The organism is Verrucomicrobiales bacterium, assembly GCA_016793885.1.
In the GTDB taxonomy this organism is placed as follows: domain Bacteria; phylum Verrucomicrobiota; class Verrucomicrobiia; order Limisphaerales; family UBA11320; genus UBA11320.
Genome location: JAEUHE010000012.1, coordinates 42969 through 66940, shown reverse-complemented (window position 1 = coordinate 66940; position 23972 = coordinate 42969). Strand labels below are relative to the sequence as shown.

The 23972-nt window shown below is 58.5% G+C and carries 33 protein-coding genes; 2 read left to right on the top strand and 31 right to left on the bottom strand.

Annotated elements, in window-relative coordinates; translation table 11 throughout:
• Positions 1 to 29: 29 nt before the first annotated feature.
• The 31 genes from rpsK to JNN07_01445 all read right to left on the bottom strand — a co-directional run bounded on the left by rpsK (position 30) and on the right by JNN07_01445 (position 22437).
• Positions 30 to 641 (bottom strand): 30S ribosomal protein S11, encoded by a 612-nt coding sequence (gene rpsK / locus JNN07_01595; GenBank protein MBL9166414.1) that lies wholly within the window; start codon positions 639 to 641, stop codon positions 30 to 32.
• 12 nt (positions 642 to 653) lie between these two features.
• Positions 654 to 1049: a 30S ribosomal protein S13 gene (gene rpsM / locus JNN07_01590; protein MBL9166413.1), complete on the bottom strand. Its 396-nt coding sequence runs from the start codon at positions 1047 to 1049 to the stop codon at positions 654 to 656.
• 6 nt (positions 1050 to 1055) lie between these two features.
• Positions 1056 to 1169 carry a 50S ribosomal protein L36 gene (gene rpmJ, locus JNN07_01585; GenBank protein ID MBL9166412.1) on the bottom strand — a complete coding sequence of 38 codons (114 nt, stop codon included), beginning with the start codon at positions 1167 to 1169 and terminating at the stop codon, positions 1056 to 1058.
• 10 nt (positions 1170 to 1179) lie between these two features.
• Positions 1180 to 1395 carry a translation initiation factor IF-1 gene (gene infA / locus JNN07_01580; GenBank protein MBL9166411.1) on the bottom strand — a complete coding sequence of 72 codons (216 nt, stop codon included), beginning with the start codon at positions 1393 to 1395 and terminating at the stop codon, positions 1180 to 1182.
• On the bottom strand, positions 1356 to 2132 hold the full coding sequence (gene map, locus JNN07_01575) for a type I methionyl aminopeptidase (GenBank protein ID MBL9166410.1): 777 nt from the start codon (positions 2130 to 2132) through the stop codon (positions 1356 to 1358). The genes infA and map overlap by 40 nt, the downstream gene beginning before the upstream one ends.
• 59 nt (positions 2133 to 2191) lie before the next feature.
• On the bottom strand, positions 2192 to 3598 hold the full coding sequence (gene secY, locus JNN07_01570; protein MBL9166409.1) for a preprotein translocase subunit SecY: 1407 nt from the start codon (positions 3596 to 3598) through the stop codon (positions 2192 to 2194).
• Positions 3599 to 3618: 20 nt separating this feature from the next.
• Positions 3619 to 4074: a 50S ribosomal protein L15 gene (rplO, locus tag JNN07_01565; protein ID MBL9166408.1), complete on the bottom strand. Its 456-nt coding sequence runs from the start codon at positions 4072 to 4074 to the stop codon at positions 3619 to 3621.
• A gap of 8 nt (positions 4075 to 4082) precedes the next feature.
• A complete protein-coding gene (rpsE, locus tag JNN07_01560; GenBank protein MBL9166407.1) occupies positions 4083 to 4772 on the bottom strand; it encodes a 30S ribosomal protein S5 in 690 nt (229 codons plus the stop codon).
• 33 nt (positions 4773 to 4805) lie between these two features.
• Positions 4806 to 5165, bottom strand: coding sequence for a 50S ribosomal protein L18 (locus JNN07_01555; GenBank protein MBL9166406.1), 360 nt, complete (start codon positions 5163 to 5165; stop codon positions 4806 to 4808).
• Between the two features lie 39 nt (positions 5166 to 5204).
• Entirely contained in the window at positions 5205 to 5741 is a 537-nt protein-coding gene (gene rplF, locus JNN07_01550; protein ID MBL9166405.1) for a 50S ribosomal protein L6, read from the bottom strand.
• An 18-nt stretch (positions 5742 to 5759) separates the two neighbouring features.
• On the bottom strand, positions 5760 to 6146 hold the full coding sequence (gene rpsH, locus JNN07_01545) for a 30S ribosomal protein S8 (GenBank protein MBL9166404.1): 387 nt from the start codon (positions 6144 to 6146) through the stop codon (positions 5760 to 5762).
• A 3-nt stretch (positions 6147 to 6149) separates the two neighbouring features.
• On the bottom strand, positions 6150 to 6419 hold the full coding sequence (rpsN, locus tag JNN07_01540) for a 30S ribosomal protein S14 (protein ID MBL9166403.1): 270 nt from the start codon (positions 6417 to 6419) through the stop codon (positions 6150 to 6152).
• Between the two features lie 35 nt (positions 6420 to 6454).
• The gene (gene rplE / locus JNN07_01535) at positions 6455 to 7000 is read right to left on the bottom strand and encodes a 50S ribosomal protein L5 (protein MBL9166402.1); all 546 of its coding nucleotides are present in this window, start codon (positions 6998 to 7000) and stop codon (positions 6455 to 6457) included.
• A gap of 56 nt (positions 7001 to 7056) precedes the next feature.
• On the bottom strand, positions 7057 to 7329 hold the full coding sequence (locus tag JNN07_01530; protein ID MBL9166401.1) for a 50S ribosomal protein L24: 273 nt from the start codon (positions 7327 to 7329) through the stop codon (positions 7057 to 7059).
• 3 nt (positions 7330 to 7332) lie between these two features.
• On the bottom strand, positions 7333 to 7698 hold the full coding sequence (gene rplN / locus JNN07_01525) for a 50S ribosomal protein L14 (protein ID MBL9166400.1): 366 nt from the start codon (positions 7696 to 7698) through the stop codon (positions 7333 to 7335).
• 12 nt (positions 7699 to 7710) lie between these two features.
• Positions 7711 to 8001, bottom strand: a complete 291-nt coding sequence (gene rpsQ, locus JNN07_01520) for a 30S ribosomal protein S17 (GenBank protein MBL9166399.1) — start codon at positions 7999 to 8001, stop codon at positions 7711 to 7713.
• 8 nt (positions 8002 to 8009) lie between these two features.
• Entirely contained in the window at positions 8010 to 8207 is a 198-nt protein-coding gene (gene rpmC, locus JNN07_01515) for a 50S ribosomal protein L29 (protein MBL9166398.1), read from the bottom strand.
• Positions 8208 to 8231: 24 nt separating this feature from the next.
• Positions 8232 to 8654, bottom strand: coding sequence for a 50S ribosomal protein L16 (rplP, locus tag JNN07_01510; protein MBL9166397.1), 423 nt, complete (start codon positions 8652 to 8654; stop codon positions 8232 to 8234).
• A gap of 27 nt (positions 8655 to 8681) precedes the next feature.
• Entirely contained in the window at positions 8682 to 9362 is a 681-nt protein-coding gene (gene rpsC, locus JNN07_01505; GenBank protein MBL9166396.1) for a 30S ribosomal protein S3, read from the bottom strand.
• A gap of 5 nt (positions 9363 to 9367) precedes the next feature.
• Positions 9368 to 9700, bottom strand: a complete 333-nt coding sequence (gene rplV, locus JNN07_01500; GenBank protein MBL9166395.1) for a 50S ribosomal protein L22 — start codon at positions 9698 to 9700, stop codon at positions 9368 to 9370.
• Position 9701: 1 nt separating this feature from the next.
• On the bottom strand, positions 9702 to 9983 hold the full coding sequence (gene rpsS, locus JNN07_01495) for a 30S ribosomal protein S19 (protein ID MBL9166394.1): 282 nt from the start codon (positions 9981 to 9983) through the stop codon (positions 9702 to 9704).
• Positions 9984 to 9993: 10 nt separating this feature from the next.
• Positions 9994 to 10848 (bottom strand): 50S ribosomal protein L2, encoded by an 855-nt coding sequence (rplB, locus tag JNN07_01490; protein ID MBL9166393.1) that lies wholly within the window; start codon positions 10846 to 10848, stop codon positions 9994 to 9996.
• A 168-nt stretch (positions 10849 to 11016) separates the two neighbouring features.
• The gene (locus tag JNN07_01485) at positions 11017 to 12186 is read right to left on the bottom strand and encodes a 5-(carboxyamino)imidazole ribonucleotide synthase (GenBank protein ID MBL9166392.1); all 1170 of its coding nucleotides are present in this window, start codon (positions 12184 to 12186) and stop codon (positions 11017 to 11019) included.
• Between the two features lie 135 nt (positions 12187 to 12321).
• Positions 12322 to 12801: a 5-(carboxyamino)imidazole ribonucleotide mutase gene (gene purE, locus JNN07_01480; GenBank protein MBL9166391.1), complete on the bottom strand. Its 480-nt coding sequence runs from the start codon at positions 12799 to 12801 to the stop codon at positions 12322 to 12324.
• Between the two features lie 84 nt (positions 12802 to 12885).
• Positions 12886 to 14139, bottom strand: coding sequence for a PQQ-binding-like beta-propeller repeat protein (locus JNN07_01475; protein ID MBL9166390.1), 1254 nt, complete (start codon positions 14137 to 14139; stop codon positions 12886 to 12888).
• Between the two features lie 4 nt (positions 14140 to 14143).
• On the bottom strand, positions 14144 to 15883 hold the full coding sequence (locus JNN07_01470; protein ID MBL9166389.1) for a glycosyltransferase: 1740 nt from the start codon (positions 15881 to 15883) through the stop codon (positions 14144 to 14146).
• Entirely contained in the window at positions 15880 to 16584 is a 705-nt protein-coding gene (locus tag JNN07_01465; protein MBL9166388.1) for a lysophospholipid acyltransferase family protein, read from the bottom strand. Before JNN07_01465 ends, JNN07_01470 begins: the two co-directional genes overlap by 4 nt.
• A gap of 191 nt (positions 16585 to 16775) precedes the next feature.
• Positions 16776 to 18359 (bottom strand): phytoene desaturase, encoded by a 1584-nt coding sequence (gene crtI / locus JNN07_01460; GenBank protein MBL9166387.1) that lies wholly within the window; start codon positions 18357 to 18359, stop codon positions 16776 to 16778.
• Positions 18356 to 19846 (bottom strand): aldehyde dehydrogenase family protein, encoded by a 1491-nt coding sequence (locus JNN07_01455; GenBank protein ID MBL9166386.1) that lies wholly within the window; start codon positions 19844 to 19846, stop codon positions 18356 to 18358. The genes crtI (JNN07_01460) and JNN07_01455 overlap by 4 nt, the downstream gene beginning before the upstream one ends.
• On the bottom strand, positions 19843 to 21501 hold the full coding sequence (crtI, locus tag JNN07_01450) for a phytoene desaturase (protein ID MBL9166385.1): 1659 nt from the start codon (positions 21499 to 21501) through the stop codon (positions 19843 to 19845). The genes JNN07_01455 and crtI (JNN07_01450) overlap by 4 nt, the downstream gene beginning before the upstream one ends.
• 15 nt (positions 21502 to 21516) lie before the next feature.
• Positions 21517 to 22437: a sigma-70 family RNA polymerase sigma factor gene (locus tag JNN07_01445; protein ID MBL9166384.1), complete on the bottom strand. Its 921-nt coding sequence runs from the start codon at positions 22435 to 22437 to the stop codon at positions 21517 to 21519.
• 374 nt (positions 22438 to 22811) lie between these two features.
• Here JNN07_01445 and JNN07_01440 point away from each other — a divergent pair, with 374 nt between their 5' ends.
• Positions 22812 to 23759 carry a MerR family transcriptional regulator gene (locus tag JNN07_01440; protein ID MBL9166383.1) on the top strand — a complete coding sequence of 316 codons (948 nt, stop codon included), beginning with the start codon at positions 22812 to 22814 and terminating at the stop codon, positions 23757 to 23759.
• Complete coding sequence (locus JNN07_01435) at positions 23756 to 23968, top strand: DUF2892 domain-containing protein (GenBank protein MBL9166382.1); 213 nt, start codon at positions 23756 to 23758, stop codon at positions 23966 to 23968. The genes JNN07_01440 and JNN07_01435 overlap by 4 nt, the downstream gene beginning before the upstream one ends.
• The last annotated feature ends 4 nt before the right edge of the window (positions 23969 to 23972 follow it).

Genomic DNA, 23972 nt, shown 5'->3' with positions numbered 1-23972 from the left:
CTGGGTTTAGTCAGTTACAGTTGAAAAGATTACACGCGACGCTTCTTCCGGGGCCGGCATCCATTGTGCGGGATCGGAGTGACGTCCTTGATCACGGAAATTTCCAAGCCAATCGCCTGCAGGGCTCGGATCGCGGATTCGCGGCCAGAACCAGGACCTTTGACTCGGATCTCGACCTCGCGCATGCCGTGGGACATGGCTTGGCGGGCGGCGTCTTGGGCCACCTGTTGAGCGGCAAAAGCAGTGCTCTTGCGGCTACCCTTGAAGCCCACGCGCCCGGCGCTGGACCAACCAATCACGTTGCCTTGCATGTCCGTGATGGCCACTTGGGTGTTGTTGAAGGTCGCCAAGATGTTGGCGATGCCCGTAGTGATGTTCTTAGAGCCCTTCGCCTTGATGATCTTTTTGGCGTTGGCATCATCACCCAGGAGTTCCGCGGCAGTCGGAGCGCTCCCGGCAACAGGTTCGGCGGGTTTCGCAGGGGCGGCAGGAGCGGCCGCTGCTTTGTCCGCGGACGCCTTGTCGGCAGCAGCGGCAGGAGCCGCAGCCTTCTTGGCTTTAGCGGGTTTAGCCTCGTCGCCCGACTTCTCGGGAGCAGGCTTTTCGGCAGGAGTCTTTGCAGGCTTGGTTTCGTCGGCCATAGAAAAAATGGTTTAGTGAATTCCCGTTTTGGCATTGGGATTCCGCTGAACACCGACGGTGCGGCGCGGTCCCTTGCGTGTGCGGGCGTTGGTCTGGGTGCGTTGCCCACGGACAGGAAGGCTCTTCAAATGCCGCACACCTCGATAGCATTTGATGGCTTGCAGCCGCTTCAGATTCAACCCGAGTTCTCGGCGGAGATCACCCTCGATGACATACTTGCCCTCTTGGATGACGTGAACAATTTGCGACATCTGAGCTTCGGTCAGATCCTTCGCCCGGATGCTCGCATCAATGCTCGCCCGCTCAAGGATGATCTTCGCATTCACGGGCCCGATGCCGTAAATGTAGCGGAGAGCGATGTCGATCCGCTTCTCACCCGGAATTTCAACTCCGATAATACGTGCCATAGTCTTTTACCCCTGCCGCTGTTTATGTCGCGCGTTGGAGCAGATCACCCGAATGATCCCCCGCCGCCGCACGATTTTGCAGTTTTCGCAAAGCTTTTTAACTGATGCTCTGACTTTCATATCAAAAATTTTACACCGAGCAGGCTATACGCCCTCTCGACAAATCGTAGGGTGACATTTCGAGGACCACGCGATCCCCTGCACCCAGTTTCACAAATTGAAGGCGGAACTTTCCAGAGACATGCGCCAGCACATGATGCCCGTTTGCCAGTTCCACCCGGAACAAACGAGGCTTCAGGACGTCTACTACCGTCCCTTCGACCCTGATACTCTCTTCGCCGGCCAAGTCAAAATCTCCGCTTCGGCCTCAGTAATGAGAACCGTATGCTCAAAATGAGCAGAAAGTTGACCATCTTTGGTAACGACTGTCCAGCCGTCATTTAACTGTCGAACCTGTGGCTTACCCGCGTTGACCATCGGCTCGATCGCGATCGTCATCCCGGGCCGCAGCTTCGGGCTGCTCTTACCGTCCACATAGTTCGGCACCTGAGGCTCTTCATGGACCGATCGTCCTACCCCATGGCCAACAAATTCTCGAACAATGCTAAAACCGTGGGACTCAACGCAGGTCTGAATCGCCCGCGAAATGTCAACCACCCGATTCCCCGCACGCGCTTGGGCGATACCCTCAGCCAGCGACTTCTCGGTCACATCCATCAGACGTTGGGCATCCAGGCTGCAACCGCCAACCGCCACGGTCTTCGCCGTATCCCCAACAAATCCGTTCCAGTAGACCCCAACATCCAAGCTGACAATGTCGCCAAACTCAACGCGACGCTCACTAGCCAGACCATGCACCACTTCTTCATTCACCGAGATGCAAATCTGACACGGATACTTCTTGTATCCCAAAAACGCACTCTTCGCACCATGGCGCGCAATACATTCGCCAGCGTACTGATCGACCTTCTTGGTCGTCATCCCGGGCTGAACGTAAGCAGCGACTTCTTCCAACACTTCCCGAGCGATCCTACCCGCTTCCCGCATCGCGACGATCTCCCGCTCGTTCTTGATGCTGATCATGTTTGGGTTTTAGTCAAAGACCCGTTTCAGATCTACCACGGACTTTGGTCCAGGGCAGATTAGTAACGTCCACGGACCCGACCCTTCTTAAGGAACCCGTCGTAGTGACGCATCATCAGATGCGATTCCATCTGTCTCATCGTGTCCAGAAGCACACCGACCAGGATGAGCATGCTCGTTCCACCGAAGAACGTCGCAACCTGGAATGGAATCTTCATCTCGCGGTTCAGGAGAATCGGAATCACAGCGATCAGCGTCAGGAAAATGGCACCCGCGAAGGTAATCCGGCTCATCGCGTTATGGAGGAAGTCGCTGGTGGCTTGACCGGGACGCACACCGGGAATGTATCCCCCGTGCTTTTTCAGGTCATCCGCGATCTGCAGCTCATTAAACTGCGTGGCAACCCAGAAGTAGGAGAAAAACAGAATCATCAGACCGTAAAGCACGATGTAGAGCACAGCACCTTCGGTCAGATAGGTGGCCATTCGCGAAAAGAGGGGGATCGAAAACTGGGCCCCCAGGAAACTCAGGGCGCGCTCCGGAAGCATCAGAATGGCTTGCGCGAAAATGATGGGCATGACGCCCGCATAATTAACTCGGAGCGGCAGGAAGGAACTTCCTCCGGAAACCACCTTCCGCCCCACAGCTCGCTGGGCATACTGCACCGGAACCTTGCGTTGTGCCTGAAGCACCGCGATAACCCCGGCCACCACCCCGAGCAGCAGTAAGACCAAGGCAATAATATAGAAAATGTTGAAGCCACTGGGCTCACCAGTCTCTCCACCGGTGAACATGTCTTTGAGGCCCAGGAAGGACTGAGGCAGCCGAGCCAAGATACCGATACTGATTACCAGTGACGTTCCGTTGCCAATGCCGCGCTCGGTGATCTGCTCACCAAACCACATCAGGAGCATCGTTCCAGCGGTCAAGATGATCGTCGTCTGGATGCGGTACCAGATGATGTTGTCATACATCACCAGCTTACCAGGAAACTCAGCACCACCGAACAGAGTGCTGGGGTTTTCCCAGGTCGTGCTCATGTAGAGGCCTTCTGCCAAGCAGAGAAACACGGTCAGATAACGACCATATTGAATGATCTTGGTGCGTCCGCCCTCTTCACGAGCGAGCTTGCTCAAGGAGGGAATCACCGCCGTCAGCAACTGAATAACGATCGTGGCACTGATGTAGGGCATGATGCCCAAGGAGCCCACCGCGCAACGCTCAAGGGCACCTCCGGTGAACATGCTATACATGCCCAGGAAGGAACCACCGGAATCTCCGCCCCTCGCTGCACGCGCTGCAAGCTGGTCGAAGAAGTTCTTAAGCGCCTCCCCATCCAAACCAGGCAGGGGGCACATCGACACCACTCGACACAAGGCCAAAACAACTAGCGTGAACAAAATCCTCGATTTCAGTTCGGGGATCTTGAAGCAGTTAGCGAAGGTATTAAAAATGTTGCCGAGCATGCCGGGTGCGGGGGTTCAGCTTAGGCTGTTACGAGTTCGCACTTACCGCCTTTGGCCTCGATCTTGGCTTTGGCGGTGGCGGTGAAGGCATGAGCTACGACCGTGAGCTTGCGGGTCAAGTCCCCATCGCCCAGAATCTTGAGCTTGGTCAAGCGGCCAGAGGCAACACGAATTTTGCGGAGCGCCGCAGTGTCTACGGTCGCGCCATCAGCAAAGCTGTTCAGAGAAGCCACATTGACAACGAGATAGCGCGTCGCGTGGCTGATGTTGTTAAACCCGCGCTTGGGCATACGGCGGAAGAGGGGCATCTGGCCCCCTTCGAACCCGGGACGGATGGAGCTGCCTGAACGAGCAGACTGACCTTTTCCACCGCGACCGCTGGTTTTGCCGTGGCCGCTGGACTCACCGATACCAAGCCGCTTCCGGCGGTGTTTAGCACCAGGTCGAGGTTTAAGATTATGGAGACGAAGTGACATATCTAGATTCAGGTAGTAGCAGGAGTTTCAGGCGTCGCAGCAACCGGTGCAGCCGCAGCAGCGGTCCGCACAACGATGCCACGGCTCCTCAGGATGTCTTCGCGGAGGCGCAACTGGCGCAGAGCGGCGAAGGTTGCCTTGACTACATTGGACGGATTTTTGGATCCCAGCGATTTGCTCAGAACGTCACGGATGCCGACGGATTCCAAAACGGCCCGAACGGTCTTACCGGCGATGACCCCGGTTCCGGGAGAGGCAGGTCGCAACAGCACGCGAGCACCGCAATAATCGGCCAAAGCCTCATGCGGGATGGTGGTATCGCGCAGAGAAATAGGCATCATGCGTCCTTTGGCGATTTCCCCGCCTTTGCGGATCGCGTCAGCCACTTCCCCGGCTTTACCAAGGCCCAACCCTACACGGCCCTTTTTGTCTCCAACGACAACCAGAGCGCTGAAGCTGAAGCGACGACCGCCCTTAACCACCTTAGCGGAGCGATTGATATAAACGACTTTCTCGGCGAGTTCGTTGCCGTTTTGGTCGCCATCGCCATCGCCCCGGTTACGCCGAGGTCCACGTCCAGGCCCACGCCCGCCGCCGCGATTGCCGCCGCCACCGAAATAGCCGCCCCCGCCACCCTGGCCACCCGAGCTGTTACCCGGCTGCCCAGCGGGCTTTGCACCTTCGTTATTGCTTTTGATAGGATCTGACACGGTGATTAATTCCTTCCGCGGTTAAAATTCAAGACCACCCAGGCGAGCCGCGTCAGCAAGCGCTTTCACCTTCCCGTGGTAGCGAATGCCATTGCGGTCAAACACAACTTTCTTAATCCCTTTGGCCAAAGCAGCTTCAGCCGCGAGTTTCCCTAACTTGGTCGCGCCATCGATGTTCGCCTTGAGCACCGACTTGCCACCTTTGACCTTCGTTGAGGCGGCCGCCAAAGTGACGCGGGCTGAATCGTCGATGAATTGAACGTAGATGTGCGCATTGCTGAATTTGACAGACAAGCGGGGGCGGACCGGTGTGCCGACGACCACCTTGCGAATGCGAAGCTTTCGGAGGCGGCGTAGACGTTGTTTGTTCTGGATCTGCATGTTTTTGGAGCCACGGGTTTGGCCGTGGCGTTAAATCGGTTACTGTACGGTCTTGCCTTCCTTGCGGATCACCTTTTCGTCCGAGTAGCGGACGCCCTTGCCCTTGTAAGGCTCAGGGGGGTAGAAGGCCCGAATTTCGGAGGCCACGAGACCAACCAAGGCCTTATCCGGCCCTTCAATGGTCAGCTTGGTGTTTTCTTCGACCGTGACCTTGATTTGGGCGGGAATGGGGTAGTTCAGGGGATGCGAATACCCCAAGCTCAGATTGACAACTGCCCCTTGGACAGCGGCCTTAAATCCGACGCCTTGAATCTCGAGCTTCTTGACGAAGCCATCGCTGACGCCCTTGACCATGTTGTTGACCAAGGCACGACCTAAACCGTGCATGGCCTTGGCCTCAGCATCTTCCCCATCCCGGGACACCACGACCTGGTTGTCAGCCACTTTGGCGGACGTGCGGCGCGGAAGAGTCATGTCGAGCTTACCTTTGGGCCCCTCGACGCGGAGCTGACTGCCTTTGATCTCCACCTTAACTTTGGCGGGAATCGCAATCGGTTGCTTACCAATTCGTGACATAATGGCTGTAAATTGAAGTTACCAAACGTAGCAGAGGAGTTCGCCACCCAAGTTCTGCTTACGAGCTTCCGCACCGCTCATGACCCCTTGCGAGGTGGAGAGGATCGCGGTCCCGAGGCCACCGCGGACCCGAGGAATCTCGGTAGACCCGACGTAGCGACGGAGCCCTGGGCTGCTCACGCGACGAATGCCAGTGATAACACTGCGTCGTCCATCATACTTTAACTTGAGCTTGAGACGTTTGATAGTCTTGCCCTCCACGCTAAAGTCCACAATGTAGCCCTCCTTCTTCAAGATGGCAGCAATGGCCTGCTTCATCTTGGAGTGCGGCAGCTCAATATCCGTCAAGAGCGCTCGGTGCGCGTTACGGATCCGGGTCAACAAATCTGCAATCGTGTCGGTCATAGGTTACCAGCTGGCCTTAGTCACGCCAGGAATCAGTCCGTTCAGCGCCAATTCGCGGAACGTCAAACGAGATACGCCATATTTTCGGATGAAGGCGCGGCGACGGCCGGAAATCCGGCAGCGATTTACCAACCGCACGGGGCTAGCATTACGCGGGAGCTTCGACAAAGCGGCGTAGTCGCCCTTCGCCTTCAGCTCGGCGCGCAGGGCCGCATACTTCTTCACCGTGCGAGCCTTCTTCTTATTACGTTCCAACCAGGATCTCTTGGCCATAAGGTTAAAGTCTTCTCAAAGATTCACCAAACTCGTTAGCGATTCTCCGCGAACGGCATGCCCATCAACTTGAGCAGTTCGAGAGCCTCAGCATCGGTCGGGGCGGAAGTCACGATCGTGATGTCCATGCCCTGCTGACGTTTGATCTTTTCCAATTCAATCTCCGGGAACACCGTTTGATCGGCGATGCCCAAGGAATAGTTGCCGCGACCATCGAAGGAGCGGCTCGAAATCCCACGAAAGTCACGGATACGAGGCAAGGTGGCGGCCACCAACCGATCCAGAAACTCATACATGCAGTCGCGACGGAGCGTGACGCGACAGCCGATAGGCTGACCTTCGCGCAGCTTGAAGTTCGCGATGCTCTTGCGCGACTTGCTGATGGCCGGCTTACGCCCGGTGATCATCTGCAGATCCTTGGCGGCATCTTCGATGGCTCCCTTTTCGAGGGAGGCACTCACGCCCATGTTGACCACGATCTTCTCGATGCGAGGCACCTGGTGAACGTTCTTGTAGCCCCGGTTCTTCTGCAGGGCCGGCCGCACTTCGGCCTGATACTTGGTGTAAAGTCTCGGTTTCATTTCCGAAAATTAGTGGTAACTGACGCGCTTCGTGACGTAGTAAACAGGACGTTCTATTAGTTGGTTTTCGTCCCGCCGCGCTTCGCGGCCTTGGAATCGTAGCGTTCAGCCAACATCACATTGGACGAATGGATAGTTCCTTCCCGCTCGACGATCGCACCCTGAGGATGAGTTTGGCTCTTCCTCATGTGCCGTTTGATCATTTGGGCGCCCTCGACGATGACCCGATTCTTCTTGGTGAGAACCTGGATGATCTTGCCGCGCTTACCCCGCTCGGAGCCAGCAATGACGACCACTTCGTCTCCGCGCTTAACATGCAACTTAGCCATAAATCAAATCACCTCCGGTGCGAGCGAAATAATCTTCATGAACCGCTTGTCCCGCAGCTCGCGCGCCACAGGTCCAAAGATACGGGTTCCGCGAGGGTTGTTTTCCTTGTCGATGATGACAATCGCGTTGGAATCGAAACGCAGATACGAGCCGTCAGAACGGCGAATCGCCTGCCGAGTCCGAACGACCACCGCATTCACAACCTCGCCCTTCTTAACGGTCCCATCCGGAGCCGCCTCTTTAATGTGGGCCTTAATCACGTCGCCAATCCGGGCGTAGCGTTGATTCTTGCCGAGGACGCCAATCGCGGCCGCGCGCTTGGCACCTGTGTTGTCGGCAACGTCCAATATGGAACGAATCTGCAGCATAGTATCTTAGATTTAGACTGCGACAGGGGTCGCCTCAGTGTTGCGCTCAACCACTTCCACCAACTTCCACCGCTTGGTGCGCGAAAGCGGACGAGTCTCTTGGATGCGAACGCGATCGCCAGGCTTCGCCTCGCTCTTCTCATCGTGAGCGTAAAACTTCTTGTAACGGGTGATTACTTTTTTGAACTGCGGATGCGGGAAGCGTCGTTCGACCCGAACCACGATGGTCTTGGTCATTTTGTTAGACACCACCTCACCCACCCGTTCCTTACGATGACCGCCGGTTTTATTCGTCTGTTCCATACTTAAGGTCAGGCAGCTTGTTTCCGCAGTTCCGAGATTCTTGTTTCCACCCGTGCGATGCTCCGACGGAGGTTTCTGAGTTCCGAAGGCTTCTCCAGCTGGCTGGAGGCCTTTTGCAATCGCAGCTTGAAGAGCTGCTGCCGAAGGTCGCGGCTCTTCACCTGCAACTCGGCAACTGTTTGGTCTTTCAGATCGGAAGATTTCATGTCGTCAAATTCCTTGCGCAGGCCTTACGCGGCCACACGATGGCGGGAGATGAATTTAGTCCGGATCGGCAGCTTGGTAGCCGCCAAGCGAAGAGACTCCCGAGCCAAGGCTTCGGGCACCCCATCCACTTCGAACAGGACGTTAGCCGGACGAATCACGGCAACCCAAGACTCAAGCGGGCCTTTGCCCTTACCCATACGAGTTTCCAAAGGCTTCTTCGTAAAGGATTTCTGAGGGAAGATCCGGATCCACACCTTGCCGCGACGCTTCATATTGCGTGCGATGGCGACCCGGGCCGCTTCAATCTGCTTGGTATCCAACCAGCAGCGTTCGAGACTCTGCAGTCCATATTCGCCAAATGCTACGGTGGAACCACGGTAGGCAGTGCCTGCGCGGCTTCCCCGATGCATTTTGCGATACTTCACTCTTGCGGGCATCAATGGCATAGGCGTCTCCTAAGAATCTTTAATGGGTTACTTGCCAGCAGGAGCCAAGGCTTCAGCCGGACGAGGCGCCGGGGCCTTGTCTTTCTTTTCGTCTTGTTTGCAGATCCAGCACTTCACACCCAAAATGCCATAGACCGTTTTCGCCTCAGCGAATCCGTAGTCAACGTTGGCACGCAAGGTATGGAGCGGAACACTGCCCTCATGGTAAATTTCGACACGCGCCAATTCGGCGCCGCCAAGACGACCACCACAGCGGATCTTGATGCCTTCGGCACCCAGGTCCATGGCGGTCTGAACCGCCTTCTTCATGGCTCGACGGAAGGAAACCCGGCGCTCCAGCTGGAGAGCCACGTTCTCGGCGACCAATTGGGCATCCAACTCGGGAGTCTTGACTTCGAGGATGTCGACGTAGATTTCCTTGCCGGTCATCTTGCTCAATTCCTCCTTGAGCTTGTCGATTTCTGAACCCTTACGGCCGATGACCACCCCCGGACGAGCCGTGAGAATGGTGACGCGGCAGCGGGTCGCAGCGCGCTCGATCAAGATGCGTGGCACCGAGGCAGCCTCGAGCTTTTTCTTGAGGATTGAGCGAATCAGTTGATCCTCGGTCAGCAAGCGACCGAAGTCCTTTTTGTCGGCATACCACTTAGATCGCCAGTCTTTATTGACCGCGACGCGGAGACCGATCGGGTTAGTCTTTTGGCCCATATCGTTTACTCGTCAGAAAGCACAATTCGCACATGGCAAGTCCGTTTGAGGATCGGACCAGCCGAGCCACGGGCCTTGGGAGTGAACCGTTTCATTGTTAAGCCGGTGCAGGCCACAGCCTCGCGCACCGTCAAATTTTCAGCCTTGAGGCCGTTGTTGTTCTCAGCGTTCGCGATGGCCGACTTGAGCGTCTTGGCAACCACGCGAGCCGATTTGCGGGAAACGAACGCCAAGGCAGCCTGAGCCTTCAGCGCGGGCATGCCCTGAATCTGGCGAACCACCTCGCGCATCTTCTGAGCCGACATCCGAACGTTCCGGGTAATAGCTTTAACTTCCATACTATTTGGCCTCCGCTTTCGCCGTATGCGCACCATGCTTCTTAAAGGTGCGGGTCAGCGAAAATTCGCCGAGACGGTGACCCACCATGTTTTCAGTCACGAAGACCGGGTTGAATACTTTGCCGTTGTGAACATTGAATGTCAGCCCGACAAATTCGGGGGTGATCATTGAACGTCGCGACCAGGTCTTGATCGGGGCCTTGGAGCTGGTCGATTTCGCCTTCTGGATTTTCTCCAGGAGATGCAAATCTACAAACGGGCCTTTTTTGATTGAGCGTCCCATACGGTTGCGGTTACTTGAGCTTCATCGGACGGCCATCGCGGCGAACCAGGATGAACCGGTTGGAATGTTTTCTACGATTACGAGTCCTGTAGCCCTTGGCCAAAAGACCCCAGGGCGAGGTGAGGTGCTGACGACCACCACCGCTCTTGGACTTACCGGCACCACCACCATTCGGATGATCCACAGGGTTACGCGTCACACCACGATTCACCGGGCGAATGCCACGGTGACGGCTGCGACCCGCCTTACCCAAAATCACGTTCGAGTGGTCCACATTGCCCACCTGACCGATGGTCGCAAAGCAAACCTCGTTGATCTTGCGGATTTCGCCGGAAGGCAACTTCACCTGAGCATATCCCTCAGCACGCGACATCAGCATCGCCGCGCCGCCAGCCGAGCGGACGATCTGCCCACCGCGACCCGGGCTCAGCTCGATGTTGTGAATCTGAATGCCGACCGGAATCGACTTCAGCGGGAGGCTGTTTCCCAACTCGGGAGGGGCCGTCTCACCGCTCATCAACTTAGCTCCAACCTGCAGTCCTTGAGGACAGAGGATATACCGCTTGTCCCCATCGGTGTACTGCAACAGCGCCAAGCGGGCACTGCGGCAGGGATCATACTCGATCGCAGCCACCGTAGCTTCCACACCATGCTTATTGCGCCGAAAGTCCACCAAGCGGAGCTTCTTCTTATGACCGCCGCCGATACCCCGGGCAGTCACACGACCGTAGGCATTGCGCCCGCCCGATCGTCGCTTAATCTCCACCAGGCTTTTTTCGGGCCGGGTCTTCGTAATGTCGTCAAACGACGCGATGGTGATATATCGCGTCGACGGCGTTAACGGCCTAAAGGTTTTGACTGGCATAAAATCAATAAAACCGAGTTTGTTCTCGGAGGCGTCGAGCCATCATTCCCGGCTCCTGGAGAGCTTCGGTTATCGGTTCGACTAATACGCTCATCCCGAACACGGGACGAAACGGAGCGCGGAAAATAGCAAATGCATGGAGCCGTGCAACATGTTTTTCAAAAAACTTCACATCAAGCGGTCACGTGCCTCTCGAACCCGCCGCACGGAATCGGCACAAACGCCCCCAAATGCCGTCAAATGTCCCATTTTCCGACCAACCCGGGCCTCCTGTTTACCATAGAGGTGAAGTTTAATGCCCGGGTCCCTCAGAGCTTCGTTCCAACGAGGAATCCCCTTACCCCAAACATCCCCCAACAGGTTCGCCATGGCCGCGGGCGCATGCAGATCCGTCGCACCCAATGGCAGCCCACAAACAGCCCTCAATTGCTGCTCAAATTGACTCGTCACGGCCGCGTCAAGAGTTAAATGCCCAGAATTGTGCGTGCGCGGGGCGAGCTCATTCACGAGCAGTTTACCGTCCCGCGTGAGGAACATTTCCACGGTCAAAAGCCCGACGACCTGGAGCGCCTTGAGGATGCCGGCCGTTAGCGATTCCGCCTGCTCTGCCAGTGAGCGATCAATGTTCGCCGGAGCAAAAGTCACATCGAGAATGTGGTTAGCGTGTTGGTTCTCAAACACCGGAAAAGCCCGAAATTCACCGGCGGCAGTCCGAGCCCCAATGACGGATATCTCCTTCTCAAAATCCACAAAGGCCTCATAGATCCCCTCGGCACCTGCCAAGCTCCTCCATGCCGATTCCAGATCCGACGCCCCCCTGACCTTCACCTGCCCTTTGCCGTCGTAGCCAAAGCTGGCGGTTTTGAGCACCGCCGGTAACCCCAACTCCTGAGCCGCCCGCTGAAGTTCCTGCTCGCTGCCAATGCGTCGGAACGGGGTGACCGGGAAACCATGTTCCTGGAGAAAGGTCTTCTCTCGAAGCCGATGTTGCGTGATGTGCAGAACCCGGCCGTCCGGCCTCACCGGACAGACTTCAGAGGCCGCCTGTGTAGTCGCGGATGGCACGTTCTCAAACTCAAAGGTGACCACCTGGACGGTTGCCGCAAACCGTCGCACCGCCTCCAGATCCGCATAGCTGGCCACCACTTCCTCATCGGCCACCTGACCAGCCGGGGAGTGCGAGTCCGGGGAGAAAATGGCGACGCGATATCCCAACTGCTTAGCGGCCATCGCCAGCATGCGGCCCAACTGGCCGCTTCCCAGGATGCCGATGGTCGCGCCAGGCAACAGTGGAAAGCCGGGTGCCGTGGACTGAGAGCCTGATGGTGATCCGTTCATGTGTTAATGCGGAAAAATGGGTCGTTGCAGCCGGAAATAGATCCGGCGACTTGGAGAAAGAAGACGAGAGGCGGAGGCTTGATTCAAGCCGATTTCCTAGTTGCGGTCTCGCCCGGACAAGCACGAAGGATCGACTCAGCCGCGCTTGGGCTCCGGAAGTCGATGGCTGTCCGCCAAGACACGCCGGGTTTGTGAAGAGCGAAAGTCGGCATAGGCTTTTCTGAACTTGGCATGCTTGCAGCCGAGGATCGCCGCCGCGAGCAAAGCAGCATTGATGGCTCCGGCTTTTCCGATCGCCAGAGTACCCACCGGAATCCCGCCCGGCATCTGAACGATGGACAGCAACGAGTCCATCCCCTTGAGCGCCTTGGATTCAACGGGCACCCCCAGCACCGGCAGGACCGTTTTGGAGGCACACATTCCGGGCAGGTGGGCCGCCCCGCCGGCTCCGGCAATGATCACCTGGATGCCGCGATCCGCGGCGGAGCCGGCATAGTCGAAGAGCAGGTCCGGGGTGCGGTGCGCCGAAACGACCCGAGCCTCGAAAGGAATGCCCAAATCCGCCAACTGAAGAGCGGCGTGTTGCATCGTCTCCCAGTCGGACTGGCTGCCCATGATGATACCAACGAGCGCGGGCGCTTTAGGCTTCGATTTCACGAAACCGACTTAACAGCGTCGGCTGGTGGAAATCAATGCTGCTCACCAGGAAAAGGCGGTAATGTTGGCTAGATCCCGCACGAAAAGCTGGGTCCCCGCAACGGCCAGGTGAGCCCACGACTCCTGCTCGGATACCGACGCTGAAGCGAGCAACTGGAACGACTGCGAACTCGCCTCCAGCAGATACAGTTTACCTTTCTGATCAAGGGCCAGGATCCGGCTTCCAGAGGCCACCATGCTCCAATACTTTCCAAAGCTTTGATCGGAGGTCCAACGTTCAGCGCCGGAGGTAAGCTCGAGACACATGACCCGCTGGCTTTTAAGATGGCAGTAGGCAAAGTCACCGATCACCACCGGAGTAGACATGTAACCCTGCGCCTTATGCACCCAGGACTCCTCGACCTGGACGCCGCCGGCACCGTCGACCAGTCGATGGAGGATCGTCTTGCCCCCGTAGGTACTGGTCAACACGGAGTTCGATCCTACAATCACAGGGGTCAGAATGTTCATTCCACGAAAGGCTTCCACCGGTTTCGACCACAGCACACTGCCCTTCTCGAGATCCAGGCCTACCAGCGTTTCACGTGTCTGAACCACAAGTTGCCGCCGCCCCAACAGCGTGGCGATCACGGGTGACGAGAACGCGCTACCCCACATGCCCCCGCCATCTTTCATGGCGCGCCACACCACTTCCCCGTCCTCCTTCCGAATCTTAAGCACCGACGCCCCCGCCTGAACATACACCGAATCGCCATCCAGAAGCGGAGAGGAAACAAACCCAAAATCGGGAACTGGGGAACCAAGCAACTTCACGAAATCCAGCCTCCACCGGTTGGAACCGGTCACCACGTCGAGGCACACCAACACATCCCGCATCCCGGCCACAAACAGATTCGTGCCATCACAGGCGGGTGTGGCCCGGATCCAATCGCCGTTGGACTTGGCGAAGAAGGGCACGGACAGAGCCCCCTCCCAGGACTGCTGCCACAGTTGAGCACCGGTGCGGCGCTCCAGCGCTCGAACGATCTCCTCTTTCTTGTCGCGGGTCTCCGTCACAAACACCCGGTCACCGGCGATGATCGGGCCTGAGTAGCCAGGACCCAACCCGACCTTCCAGGTCTTTTTAAGCCCCGCCAAATTGGAGGGCCAGGAGGCCTCCATGACTTTTCCATCGCGCGTTGGCCCGCGCCATTGCAACCAATCAGACGCCCCGAGAGGTAGGGCTCCAAGCCCGAACCAGAGGAGAACCAGCAACTCTGCGTGAACCAGCCGTTTGCATCTGCCGATCAAGATCATGGCTTCAAGGAGATGAGGATGTTGGTCTAACTTTTATCAACGCTCGAATGGAGTCGGCCAACTCCTGGGCGCGACCCGGGGTCGGCTCGCCCAGAAAAAGACCCACCAAACGGCCCGTCCGGTCCAGCAGTAGGACATTTGCCGAGCCAGACTTCAGAAACGGCTGGCCCGCAATCTGCCCCTTCCAGTCCATCAAGATGGGATGCGTGTAACGCTCGACAAAACGGCGCCTGATCATGCCGCGCAAAACCGACGGCACCTTCCTCACATCCGCCACCCCACAGAGGACCACCTGGTTAGTGTCGTAACCGAGGGACTTCACCGCCGAAACCCACTTCGAGACCTCAGCCGCTCCTTCCCGGTCGGCACAAGTCATGACGGTGATATGCGCGGCGGGGAATGACAGGTCATGCCGCGCTCCATACTGATCGTCCAGAGTCAGACGCCCGAGACGAAACTCAGTCGCCGAGTGCGCATCCGCGCCCGAGCTAGGCAGATCGAACGAGGAAGCCACCAGCAGAGCCCCGCCCAGGAGCAGTGCGGTCCCCACAGCCGAGGCCGGCCGAGACCGGACGCTCTCCGGTGAATAGCTGCGCCCTTTCCAGGTGGCCGGACGGCCCAGCGCGTATTGCACCAGAGCGAACCACTGGATCAATAACAGCGCCAGGATGCCCACCGGATGCAGCAGAGCGCCCACGAGGGACTGATGATACCGCCGCACAGAAAGAAGCCGAGGAACCATTGCTAGGGCAATAGCGGTCAAGGCGGCACCCCGCTCGAGATTACCCAAAGCGCTCCAGCCAGCCAGAGCCACGATCCAGGGCAACACCTGCCCGCCCGCGAGAAGGAAAGACATCGGCAATATCCGCTTGGGGGCAGCCAATCCTTCAATGGCGTTCTTCGCTAGCCCGCACCAAACCTCGGAGCCATTACGATACATCCGGCAGGTGGCGAGCGGAGTCGCATCGAAGAGGTCGGTTCTAAATCCGGCCTGCCGGAAGACTCGGGGCAAGCGAAGACCATCGTGCAATGTTGCCGGGATCTTGGAATGCCCTCCGCACTCTCGGTAGGCTCGCCGACATGCCACAAACAGTTGGCCGCATCCCGCCGCGAAGGAGGGAGAGGCAGATCGCCTCATGGCGTGCATGGGCAAGAAGCCGAGCAGAATGAAGTGGATCAGCGGAATCAGCAGTTTCTCACTGAACGATCCGGTCTCCTGACGTGGAATGCCGCTGGCAAGGTCCGCCCGCGACTCCTCCATAAAACGCACCATTTGCTGCAAGGCTTGAGGGTGGAGCCTGACGTCAGCATCCATAAACACCAGCCAGCGCCGGTTCGATAGCCTCGACAGAACGTGGCAGGCGTGCTGCTTTCCACACCAGCCAGGAGGGAGGGGCGGAGCAGCCTCGAGCCGCACCCGGGAATCACGCGCTTGAAATTCTCGAACAATCGCCGCAGTTCGGTCGGACGAATGGTCGTCCAGCACGATCAACTCCAAATCGACCCCCGCGTTGGAGAGCACCGACTCCAAAGTGGCAGGTAGGTTTGCTTCCTCGTTGCGGGCAGGTATCAGGACGCTCACTCCCGCTGACTCAGCGTTTAGAGCATCAGGCCGATGCCCCAGCTCATTGGGCTCTTGAGGCAGTGGCAGCAGCGGACGATAGACGCGGCTGTTCGCTAGAAAGAGAAGGAAAGGCCACGACGCCAGTCCCAACGCGATCCAAGCTAGTGTTTCCCAATTCATCTCACTCCATGCTCCTTCTGGAAGCGTTCACCTCGCAGCCATGATTTCATGGCACGCCAGAGATCATAAACACCCCCCTGCCCTGCCCCACCTAGCAGCAGGCATCGAAAGTCATCCGGATCCCGTCGGCTTGCTGCAGCAGCCAACGCGTCCTGCGTGGCCGCCATCCGCGCCTCAAAAAAAGAAGTCCATTCCGCCACGCTCCGCACGGAACCGTTCTCATCCTGGCCCCGCACCACCCAATCAGGGCGACCTAATCGCACAAGAATCTCGGGCAATCGTTCCTCCCAGAACACATACTCGATCGCCACGGGCAGGAAGATCGCACCCGGGCTGCGCGAGGCCACCGCCCCGAGCCCAGGATCGCACCGCAAGGGGCGTTCCCGGCAATCCGCGAACCTTCCCTGGGGCGTGATGCTCAAGGCGGCCGTGGGAGAGGCTAGAATCTCCTCCGCCGTGCGCAGGAACCGAATCGCCCCCCGGGTGGTTCGACGCTCCACGCCAAAGAATCCCATCCTCTTGAACATCGCATAGCGCTCCACCGCCGCCTGCTCCATGGGAGCATAGAGGTGGCGGTGGGGGAACAAGGCATCCTTCAAAACCAGCCCCACCAGAGGATCCCACCAAGAGGCGTGGTTTACGTAGACCACCCAGGGCACCTGACTCGGGAGCTCCGGATAATCTCCGACACAACAGCGCAAGGAATGGAAGTGCCGGCGGAGATACCACCGAGAGTAACGGGTAAACCAGGAAACCCACCGGGGCGAAATAGGCGGCCGGCCACCTCCTGCAGGAACACGCACCTCCGAGCCCTGAGAAGGCTCCAACCGGGCAGGAGGCAATGCAGCCCTCACTGGGCCAGGTCCCAACGGCGCACTCGCGGGAAGTGTTCTCACAGCACAGCCGCCACCTCTCCAACAGCCTCTCGCTCTCCCATCCCACGAGAATCACCTCGAGCAACAAAACCATCGCGATCCAGAGTGTCCGCTGCGATCCATCCGCTCATGAGCACCATGGGCATGCCAGGACCAGGATGGGCCGCGCCGCCAGCCAGATAGAGCCCCTTCAAGTCGGGCGATCGATTCCCAGGCTTGAATGCCCCGAGAAACCGCCCATGACTCGCCAGCCCATAGATGGCGCCGTTCAAGACCCGATACCGATCGTGAATATCCTGTGGTGTCAACGCACGCTCGAAGACGATTCGACTCTCGATGTCTTTCATGCCGCCAGTACGCTTGAGCTTTTCCAGAATGACTTTTCGGTAAGCGGGAAACATCGCGGACCAGTCGTGGTGAGGTCGCAGATAGGGTGTGTGCACCAGCACATAGAGAGCTTCGCCGCCCTCGGGCGCGGTGCCGGGCTCCGTGCAGCTCGTCGCCGCCAGGTAGCAGGTCGGGTCGGGAGCCGGCTCACCTCGCCGGTAGATCCAATCGAACTCCTCGTGAGGATCGCGGCTGAACACGAAATCATGGTGGGCTAGATGCTCGTACCTGCGATTCAAGCCAAGATACAGAACCACTCCTGAGCAAGCCGGCTCATAGTCGCGACGTCCCTCAAAGCGGCTGGACACTTTTCCACCCAGCAGTTCCCGGTGCGTACGGACAGCGTCCGCATTCGAAACCACCGCAGACAGAGGAACCGTCTCACCATCCGCCGTCCGCACTCCGACCACTTGGCCGTCACGATGCAGAATCTGCTCAATGCTCGCCTGCATTCGGAACTCAACCCCCAGCTCCTGCGCGAGCCTGAAGAGGGCGTTCGGAACGGCGCGGGTGCCTCCCTTCGGATACCAGATCCCCTCGTCCGTCTGCATGTGTGCGATCCCACACAACACCGCCGGAGAGCCGTAGGGGGACGACCCCACGTATTGGGTGTAATGGTCGATCATTTGGGCGACGCGAGGATCCGGATTAAAAGCTCGAACAGTGGACGCCACGGTTCTACCCATGCGCATGGCGAGAACATCAGAAAGCACCCCGGCGTCAAACGAGGTCTTAAAGTCGAACATGTCACTCAACCCACCAATGGGCTTGTAGAAGAAAAACTTTTGAGAAATCTGGTTCAGTCGCTCGCTCAGAGACATGAACGCTTGATAGCCAGCTCCGCTACCACGGCCGGGAGCAAAGGCGTCGAGTCTGGCCGCCATCTGCTTCGTGTCCTCGATCAAATCAAGACTGGACCCATCGTCAAAGAAACACCGCCACTGCGGATCAAGTCGGATCAGATCCAGATAATCCTCCATGTTCCGGCCAGCCTCCGCGAAAACCCGCCGCAGGACCGAGGGGATCGTCAGAATGGTCGGCCCCATGTCAAAGCGAAAGCCATCGCCTTCGAGTTGGGCCGCCTTACCACCCAGCCAATCGTTGCGCTCGAAAAGCACGACCGAGTAGCCGCGCGCCGCCAGCGTGCAGGCCGCTGACAAACCAGCGAGACCGCTACCCACAATTCCAACTTTGGTTTCGTCTGAACGTTTCATAAATCTTGGTTCCTTCGACTTCGAGTAGCCATGGCTTTGAGCATCTCCAAGAGACCCGCACAGCGGTCGAAAATGCTGAAGCTGTGAGCGCAACGAAGGTAGCCTCCGAAGAGCGCAGCATCCCCGGGCTGAGGGGCCGCAAAGGCAGGACGAAAGCGCCCCGCGGTGCGGGTGACCACCTTGGGCACGGTGAGATCAAGCAGCCCCTCAGGGCCCCGGGTCACACCGAACCCGCTTGAAGCGCGGCCACCAAACGGGATCCGGGCATCGCCGGTCGGCACAATGAGGTCATTGATCGAAACCACACCACCGCGCAACCGGTGGGCAAGGTCCCAGCCGGCGGCTTCGTCCTGGGTGAACACGGATGCCCCCAGGGCATAGGCGCAGTCATTGGCGCACCGAACGGCCTCGTCCTCGTCTCCCACCGCCACCAACACCAAGAGCGGGGACATCCATTCGGATTGCAGAATCAGGCTGTCAGGCCGAATGCCGCTGAGCACTGCGGGCCCCCGATGCGCCGAGCCCACCACCCACCGTGCCCCGGCTTCCACGGAATCCGGACGGAGAGGGTGCCCGTCCACAAGGAGAATCTGGGGACTTGGAAGGGTGGAGACCGAACCAGCCTTCAGCCGCGTGGCGAGCCGCTCCTCCAGGGCAGACAGCAATGCAGCAGGCACGAACACCCGCCGCGGGGCCATGCAGGTTCGGCCCGAGTTCAGACAAAGCCCAAAGGCCAGCGCATCGGCGGCTAAATCGAGGTCGGCATCGGGAAGGATCACCACCGGATCAACCCCGCTCAGCTCCACAGTCGCGGGAATGCCTCGGGGCGCCAGAAAAGCCAGGACATCGCGGCCGGCGCTGGAAGATCCCGTGAACAAAACCTTATCGATGCCCACCGACATGGCCGCCCTGGCAGACTCGACACTCTCAGGCAGGACCTTGATCAGATTCGGATCCAAGCCCGCCTCGACAAGAAGAGAGGCCAATTTGAGAATGGGACCGGATGTTTTGGGAGCCGGCTTAACCCATACCGCATTCCCGGCCGCCAAGGCCTGAAGTAACTGAACTCCGGGCAGCAAGAGTGGATAGTTGGAGGGAGCAATGATCAGAACCACGCCGAGAGGTTCGCGCGTCACCTGGGTACGAACTCGACCGAGCCAGAGAGGGCGGCCCGCGGCCCCCAGTCGCCGAGGAGCCAGGACGGAGGCCGCCTCACGCTCCAAAAACCGACAAGCTTCCACCAAGGGCAATACTTCCGAGGCCAGAACCTCCTCGAGGGGACGTTGACGCACCTGAGCGCTGAGGCCGGCGATGGCGGCCCCCCCAGCAGCCACGTTCGATCGAAAGCGCCGAAGGATGCGCAGGCGCTGCTGAATTGGAGTGCAGGCCCAGACCGTTTGAGCCCAGCGAGTGATCCGCATCGCAGCTCCGAGGTCGTCGACCATCGGGGTGGACGCGGGAGATCGGCTATCGTGGTCAAGAATCATGCAGGAGAACTGGGGGTGGATGCGGCGACGCCGCTCGGACTCGACGCCCCGCTAAGCTTACTAGCAAACCACCGACGGAGGGTCCCCGCGGTCTCCGGGAGCACCGATTTGACCGCCCCGGAACCTCCGAGTGGCAGTGCCGACTCGCCGCCGTCGGAACCGGCTGTCATGCAGCCCGACCGACCCAAGTCTTCCAGCAGGAGACGGGAGCTGATGCGGGCACTTTCAAAAATCACCGGCAGGCCGCTTCCTGGATGCGTGCCGCCTCCCACCAAATAGACCCCGTCCAGATCTTCGAAACGGTTCCGCGGACGCAGATGCAGCATTTGATCGAGAGTGTGTGCCAGGTTGAAGGTGGCTCCTTGGTGGATTTCGTAGGTTTGGTCCCACTGGTCAGGAGTGATGATCTTTTCATACTTAACCCGGCCTGCCACATCACCGTATCCTGCCTTGGCCATCTGTCGGTAAAGCAGCTCCCGGAAGGGACCTTTTTCCCGGTTCCAATCCACATTCGGATGCTGGTGGGTCACGGGAGCCAGGACGTACAGACTGCTGTGCCCCCTCGGCGCCAGGGAGGGATCCGTAACGCAGGCGTTCTGGACGTAGAAGCTCGGATCGGCGCTCAATACATGCTGATTCTCGATCTCATCCAAATTCCGTTCGTAACTCTCGGAGATGTGAATGGTGTGGTGCGGAAGATCAAATTGGCCCTCGACCCCCAAGTACATCATGAAGGTGGAGCACGAGAACTTCTTGCGAGCGATCTTCTCGTCGGTCCATCGGCGCCTGACCTCATTTGGCACCAGTCGCTTCATAGACCGAGCAAAGTCGGCGTTGAGTACCACGGTCGAGGCACGAACTTCTCCCTCGTCCGTGCGGACCCCGACGGCCTTTCTCCCCTCCAAAAGGAAGCCCTTAACCTGCTGGTTGAGACAGATTTCTACCCCCAACCGGGTTGCCACGCGAGCCATGGCTTCCGTAACCGCGGCACATCCACCGAGGGGGTGGAAAACCCCGTATTCGTATTCCAAGAAACTCAGGATGCTAAAGAGGCTAGGACAACGGAAAGGAGACATCCCCAAATACTTGGACTGGAAGCAAAAGGCCAGACGGACACGCTCGTCGGAGAAGAAACGGCGTAGATAAGCATCGACCGATTGATGAGGACGCACCACCGGCAACAGCTTGAGCAACCGCAGGTTCACCACGTCCTGCCATCCCAGGAAAGGGCTTTCTAGACAGGGTTGAATCTGCTGGAGTTTCTCCCGATTCTCGGTCAGAAACCGACGGAACCCCGGCACATCCGCCGGCGAGAGCTCCCCGATCTGCTTCTCCATCCGCGAAATGTCCGCCGTGCAGTCCATCCGTCCGCCACTCCCGAACTGAATGCGATACTGGGGATCCAGTCGGACCATCTCCACCTCCGCGTCCAGAGAGGTCCCCGCCGCTCGGAAAATCTCATCGAGAATTCTCGGGTAAAGGAAAAAGGTAGGTCCCAAATCGAACTTGTAGCCCTCCGATTCAATGCGGGAAGTGCGTCCCCCAACGATCGGCAAGCGCTCCAAAACCTTCACTCGAAGACCGGCGGCAGCCAGCAAGATAGCGGTGGCCAGGCCGCCCGGCCCAGCTCCAACAATAACAGTATCGAGCTTCATGATTTGGCTCAGGTTTTAGGCGGCGACGAAAATCAAATCACGTTGCTGCATCAGCCGGCGCAACTTCGAAAGAGCCAGATTCTGCAACTGGCGGATGCGTTCCCGAGTCACTCCCATCAGGGCCCCGATCTCTTCAAGCGTCTTGGCGTTGCTGCCGTCGAGCCCAAACCGGAGGTTGAGAATGCTGGCCTGCCGCTTCGGGAGTTTGGGAAGGACTTCGCGAAGCAATTCAAGGGAGTTCTTCTGCTCCAGATGTTCGTCAGGACGCTCGCCATTCTCGTCGGCAATCACGTCCGCCAGGCGGTTCGCATCATCCAAACCCAGAGGTGCATCCAATGAGGCCGGCCGAACAGAAGCTTCGCGGATCTGACGAACTCGAGCCGGGCTCATGTCGAGTTCGGCAGCCAACTCCTCATGGCTCGCGTCTCGGCCATACTGGCCTCGGAAGCGGGCAGCCGCCTGGCTGAGATGGTAGACTTTCTCCACCACATTGATCGGAAGCCGGATGGTCTTGCCCTGGTTCGCCACGGCGCGGCGAATCTGCTGCCGAATCCAGAGCGAGCTGTAGGTGGAGAACTTGGCGCCCTTACGGGGATCGAAACGATCAACCGCCGTCATCAAACCGATGTTTCCCTCATTCACCAAATCCAAGAGCGGCAGGCCTAGGTGCTCATACTCGCGGGCAATCTTGACCACCAGACGAAGGTTGGCGCGGATCATCCGATCTCGAGCGAGGTCGTCGCCTTGCTGAACCCGATCGGAAAGTTCAACCTCTTCCTCGGCAGTCAGGAGCGGCTCCCTGCCCGCATCCCTCATGTAGAGCGTCACCAGGTCAGCCGCAGCCCACTTCACCGTTTCCGAGGAAGCTTCCGCATCCACCACCGCAGAAGTGGACGCGGGTTCGTCGACCACCACCGCCGACGGAGCCAATTCCATCGCTCGGTCAGGAGGCGCTAACTCGAGTAACCCCGGCGAGGTCCGGGACAGAATTTCGCCCCGGGCACTGGATCGAATCGGGCTGCTGACTATTTTAGGGCGCTGACTGCCGCAACGTCGCTTGGGAGCACTTCGCTTAACTGCACGTTTCGTTCGCATAAGGCATTTCCTCGTCTCAAAATTCAGAGAGCATGGGTCAGGCTCGGGCCGTCATGACATCCGCTCTTCACCATCAATATGTCAGCTGTACAGATTATGTCAAATGTTTGTCTATATATTGTTCAGATTAATTTCCTGCAATAATGAGCTGCATTACAATTCTTTGCGACGGGCACTTGCGGACTGTTTACATTTTGTCTAACGTATCACTCACGATGTCGGACTTGATTCATTCGATCAGAGTGGTGGCTCAGAGAACGGGTCTAAGCCCCCATGTGATCCGGGTATGGGAAAAGCGCTATGGGGCAGTTCGTCCTTCCCGAACCGAAACCAACCGCCGACTTTATTCCGAGGCCGAGGTGGAACGGCTCAGTCTGCTAAAGCAAGTTATCGCGGCTGGTCACAGCATAGGAAATGTCGCCGGCCTGGAGATGGAACGGCTCAGGAGCCTAGTGGAGAATGAACCTGCCCCCGGCGGCACACGACTAGGGGAGGAAGAGAAGACGCTGAGCTCAGCGGAGTCCTTCCTCGCAGAATGCCTGAGGGCGACCCGAGAGCTGGACTCAACAGCCCTCAACCATGCGCTGCAGGCTGGAAATGTTAAATTGGGGGCCCAGGGCCTGCTTCAGCAGGTGGTAGGCCCCCTGGTTCAACGTCTCGGCACCCTCTGGCGCGCTGGGGAACTCACTGCGGCACATGAGCACTTTGCCACGGGCGTGATTCGAACCTTCCTGGGCAAAGGGGTAAGCCCCTTCGTGAGCGCGAATCAGCACGCAAGGCTGATTGTCGCGACACCGGCCGGGCAACTGCACGAACTAGGAGCGCTCCTGGTGTACGCGGCGGCGACCAATCTGGGATGGCGGGTGATTTATTTGGGAGCCAGCCTGCCGGCGGCAGAGATCGCCGGGGCCGCACTACAAAATGGCGTCCGGGCGGTCGCGCTCAGCATTGTGTATCCAGAGGATGACCCGCAGATGGACCACGAACTCCGCCGGCTCCGCCAGCTTCTCCCCCCGGAGGTGTCATTGATCGTGGGGGGACGAGCCGCAGAAGCCTATCGAATGTCTATCGAAAGCATCGGCGCTTTTCTCATCGCCGATCTGAACGCTCTCTGCAGCACCCTGGATCAGCTGCGCAGGCCCGCCAAACAAGGAGCCGCGTGAAACAGCACTTCTTCTCTCCCAATATCGGCACCGGTGGCCGCCTGCTCCGTGGAGCCGGAGGACTCGCCCTGCTGGCAGGCGCCTGGTTCGGATTTAGCTACGCGCCCTGGCTGGGACTCGTGCTGCTCGCCTCCAGTTTATTTGTCCTCTTCGAAGCGGCCCGCGGCTGGTGCGTGATGCGGGCCTGCGGAATCAAAACCAAGCTGTGAGGCT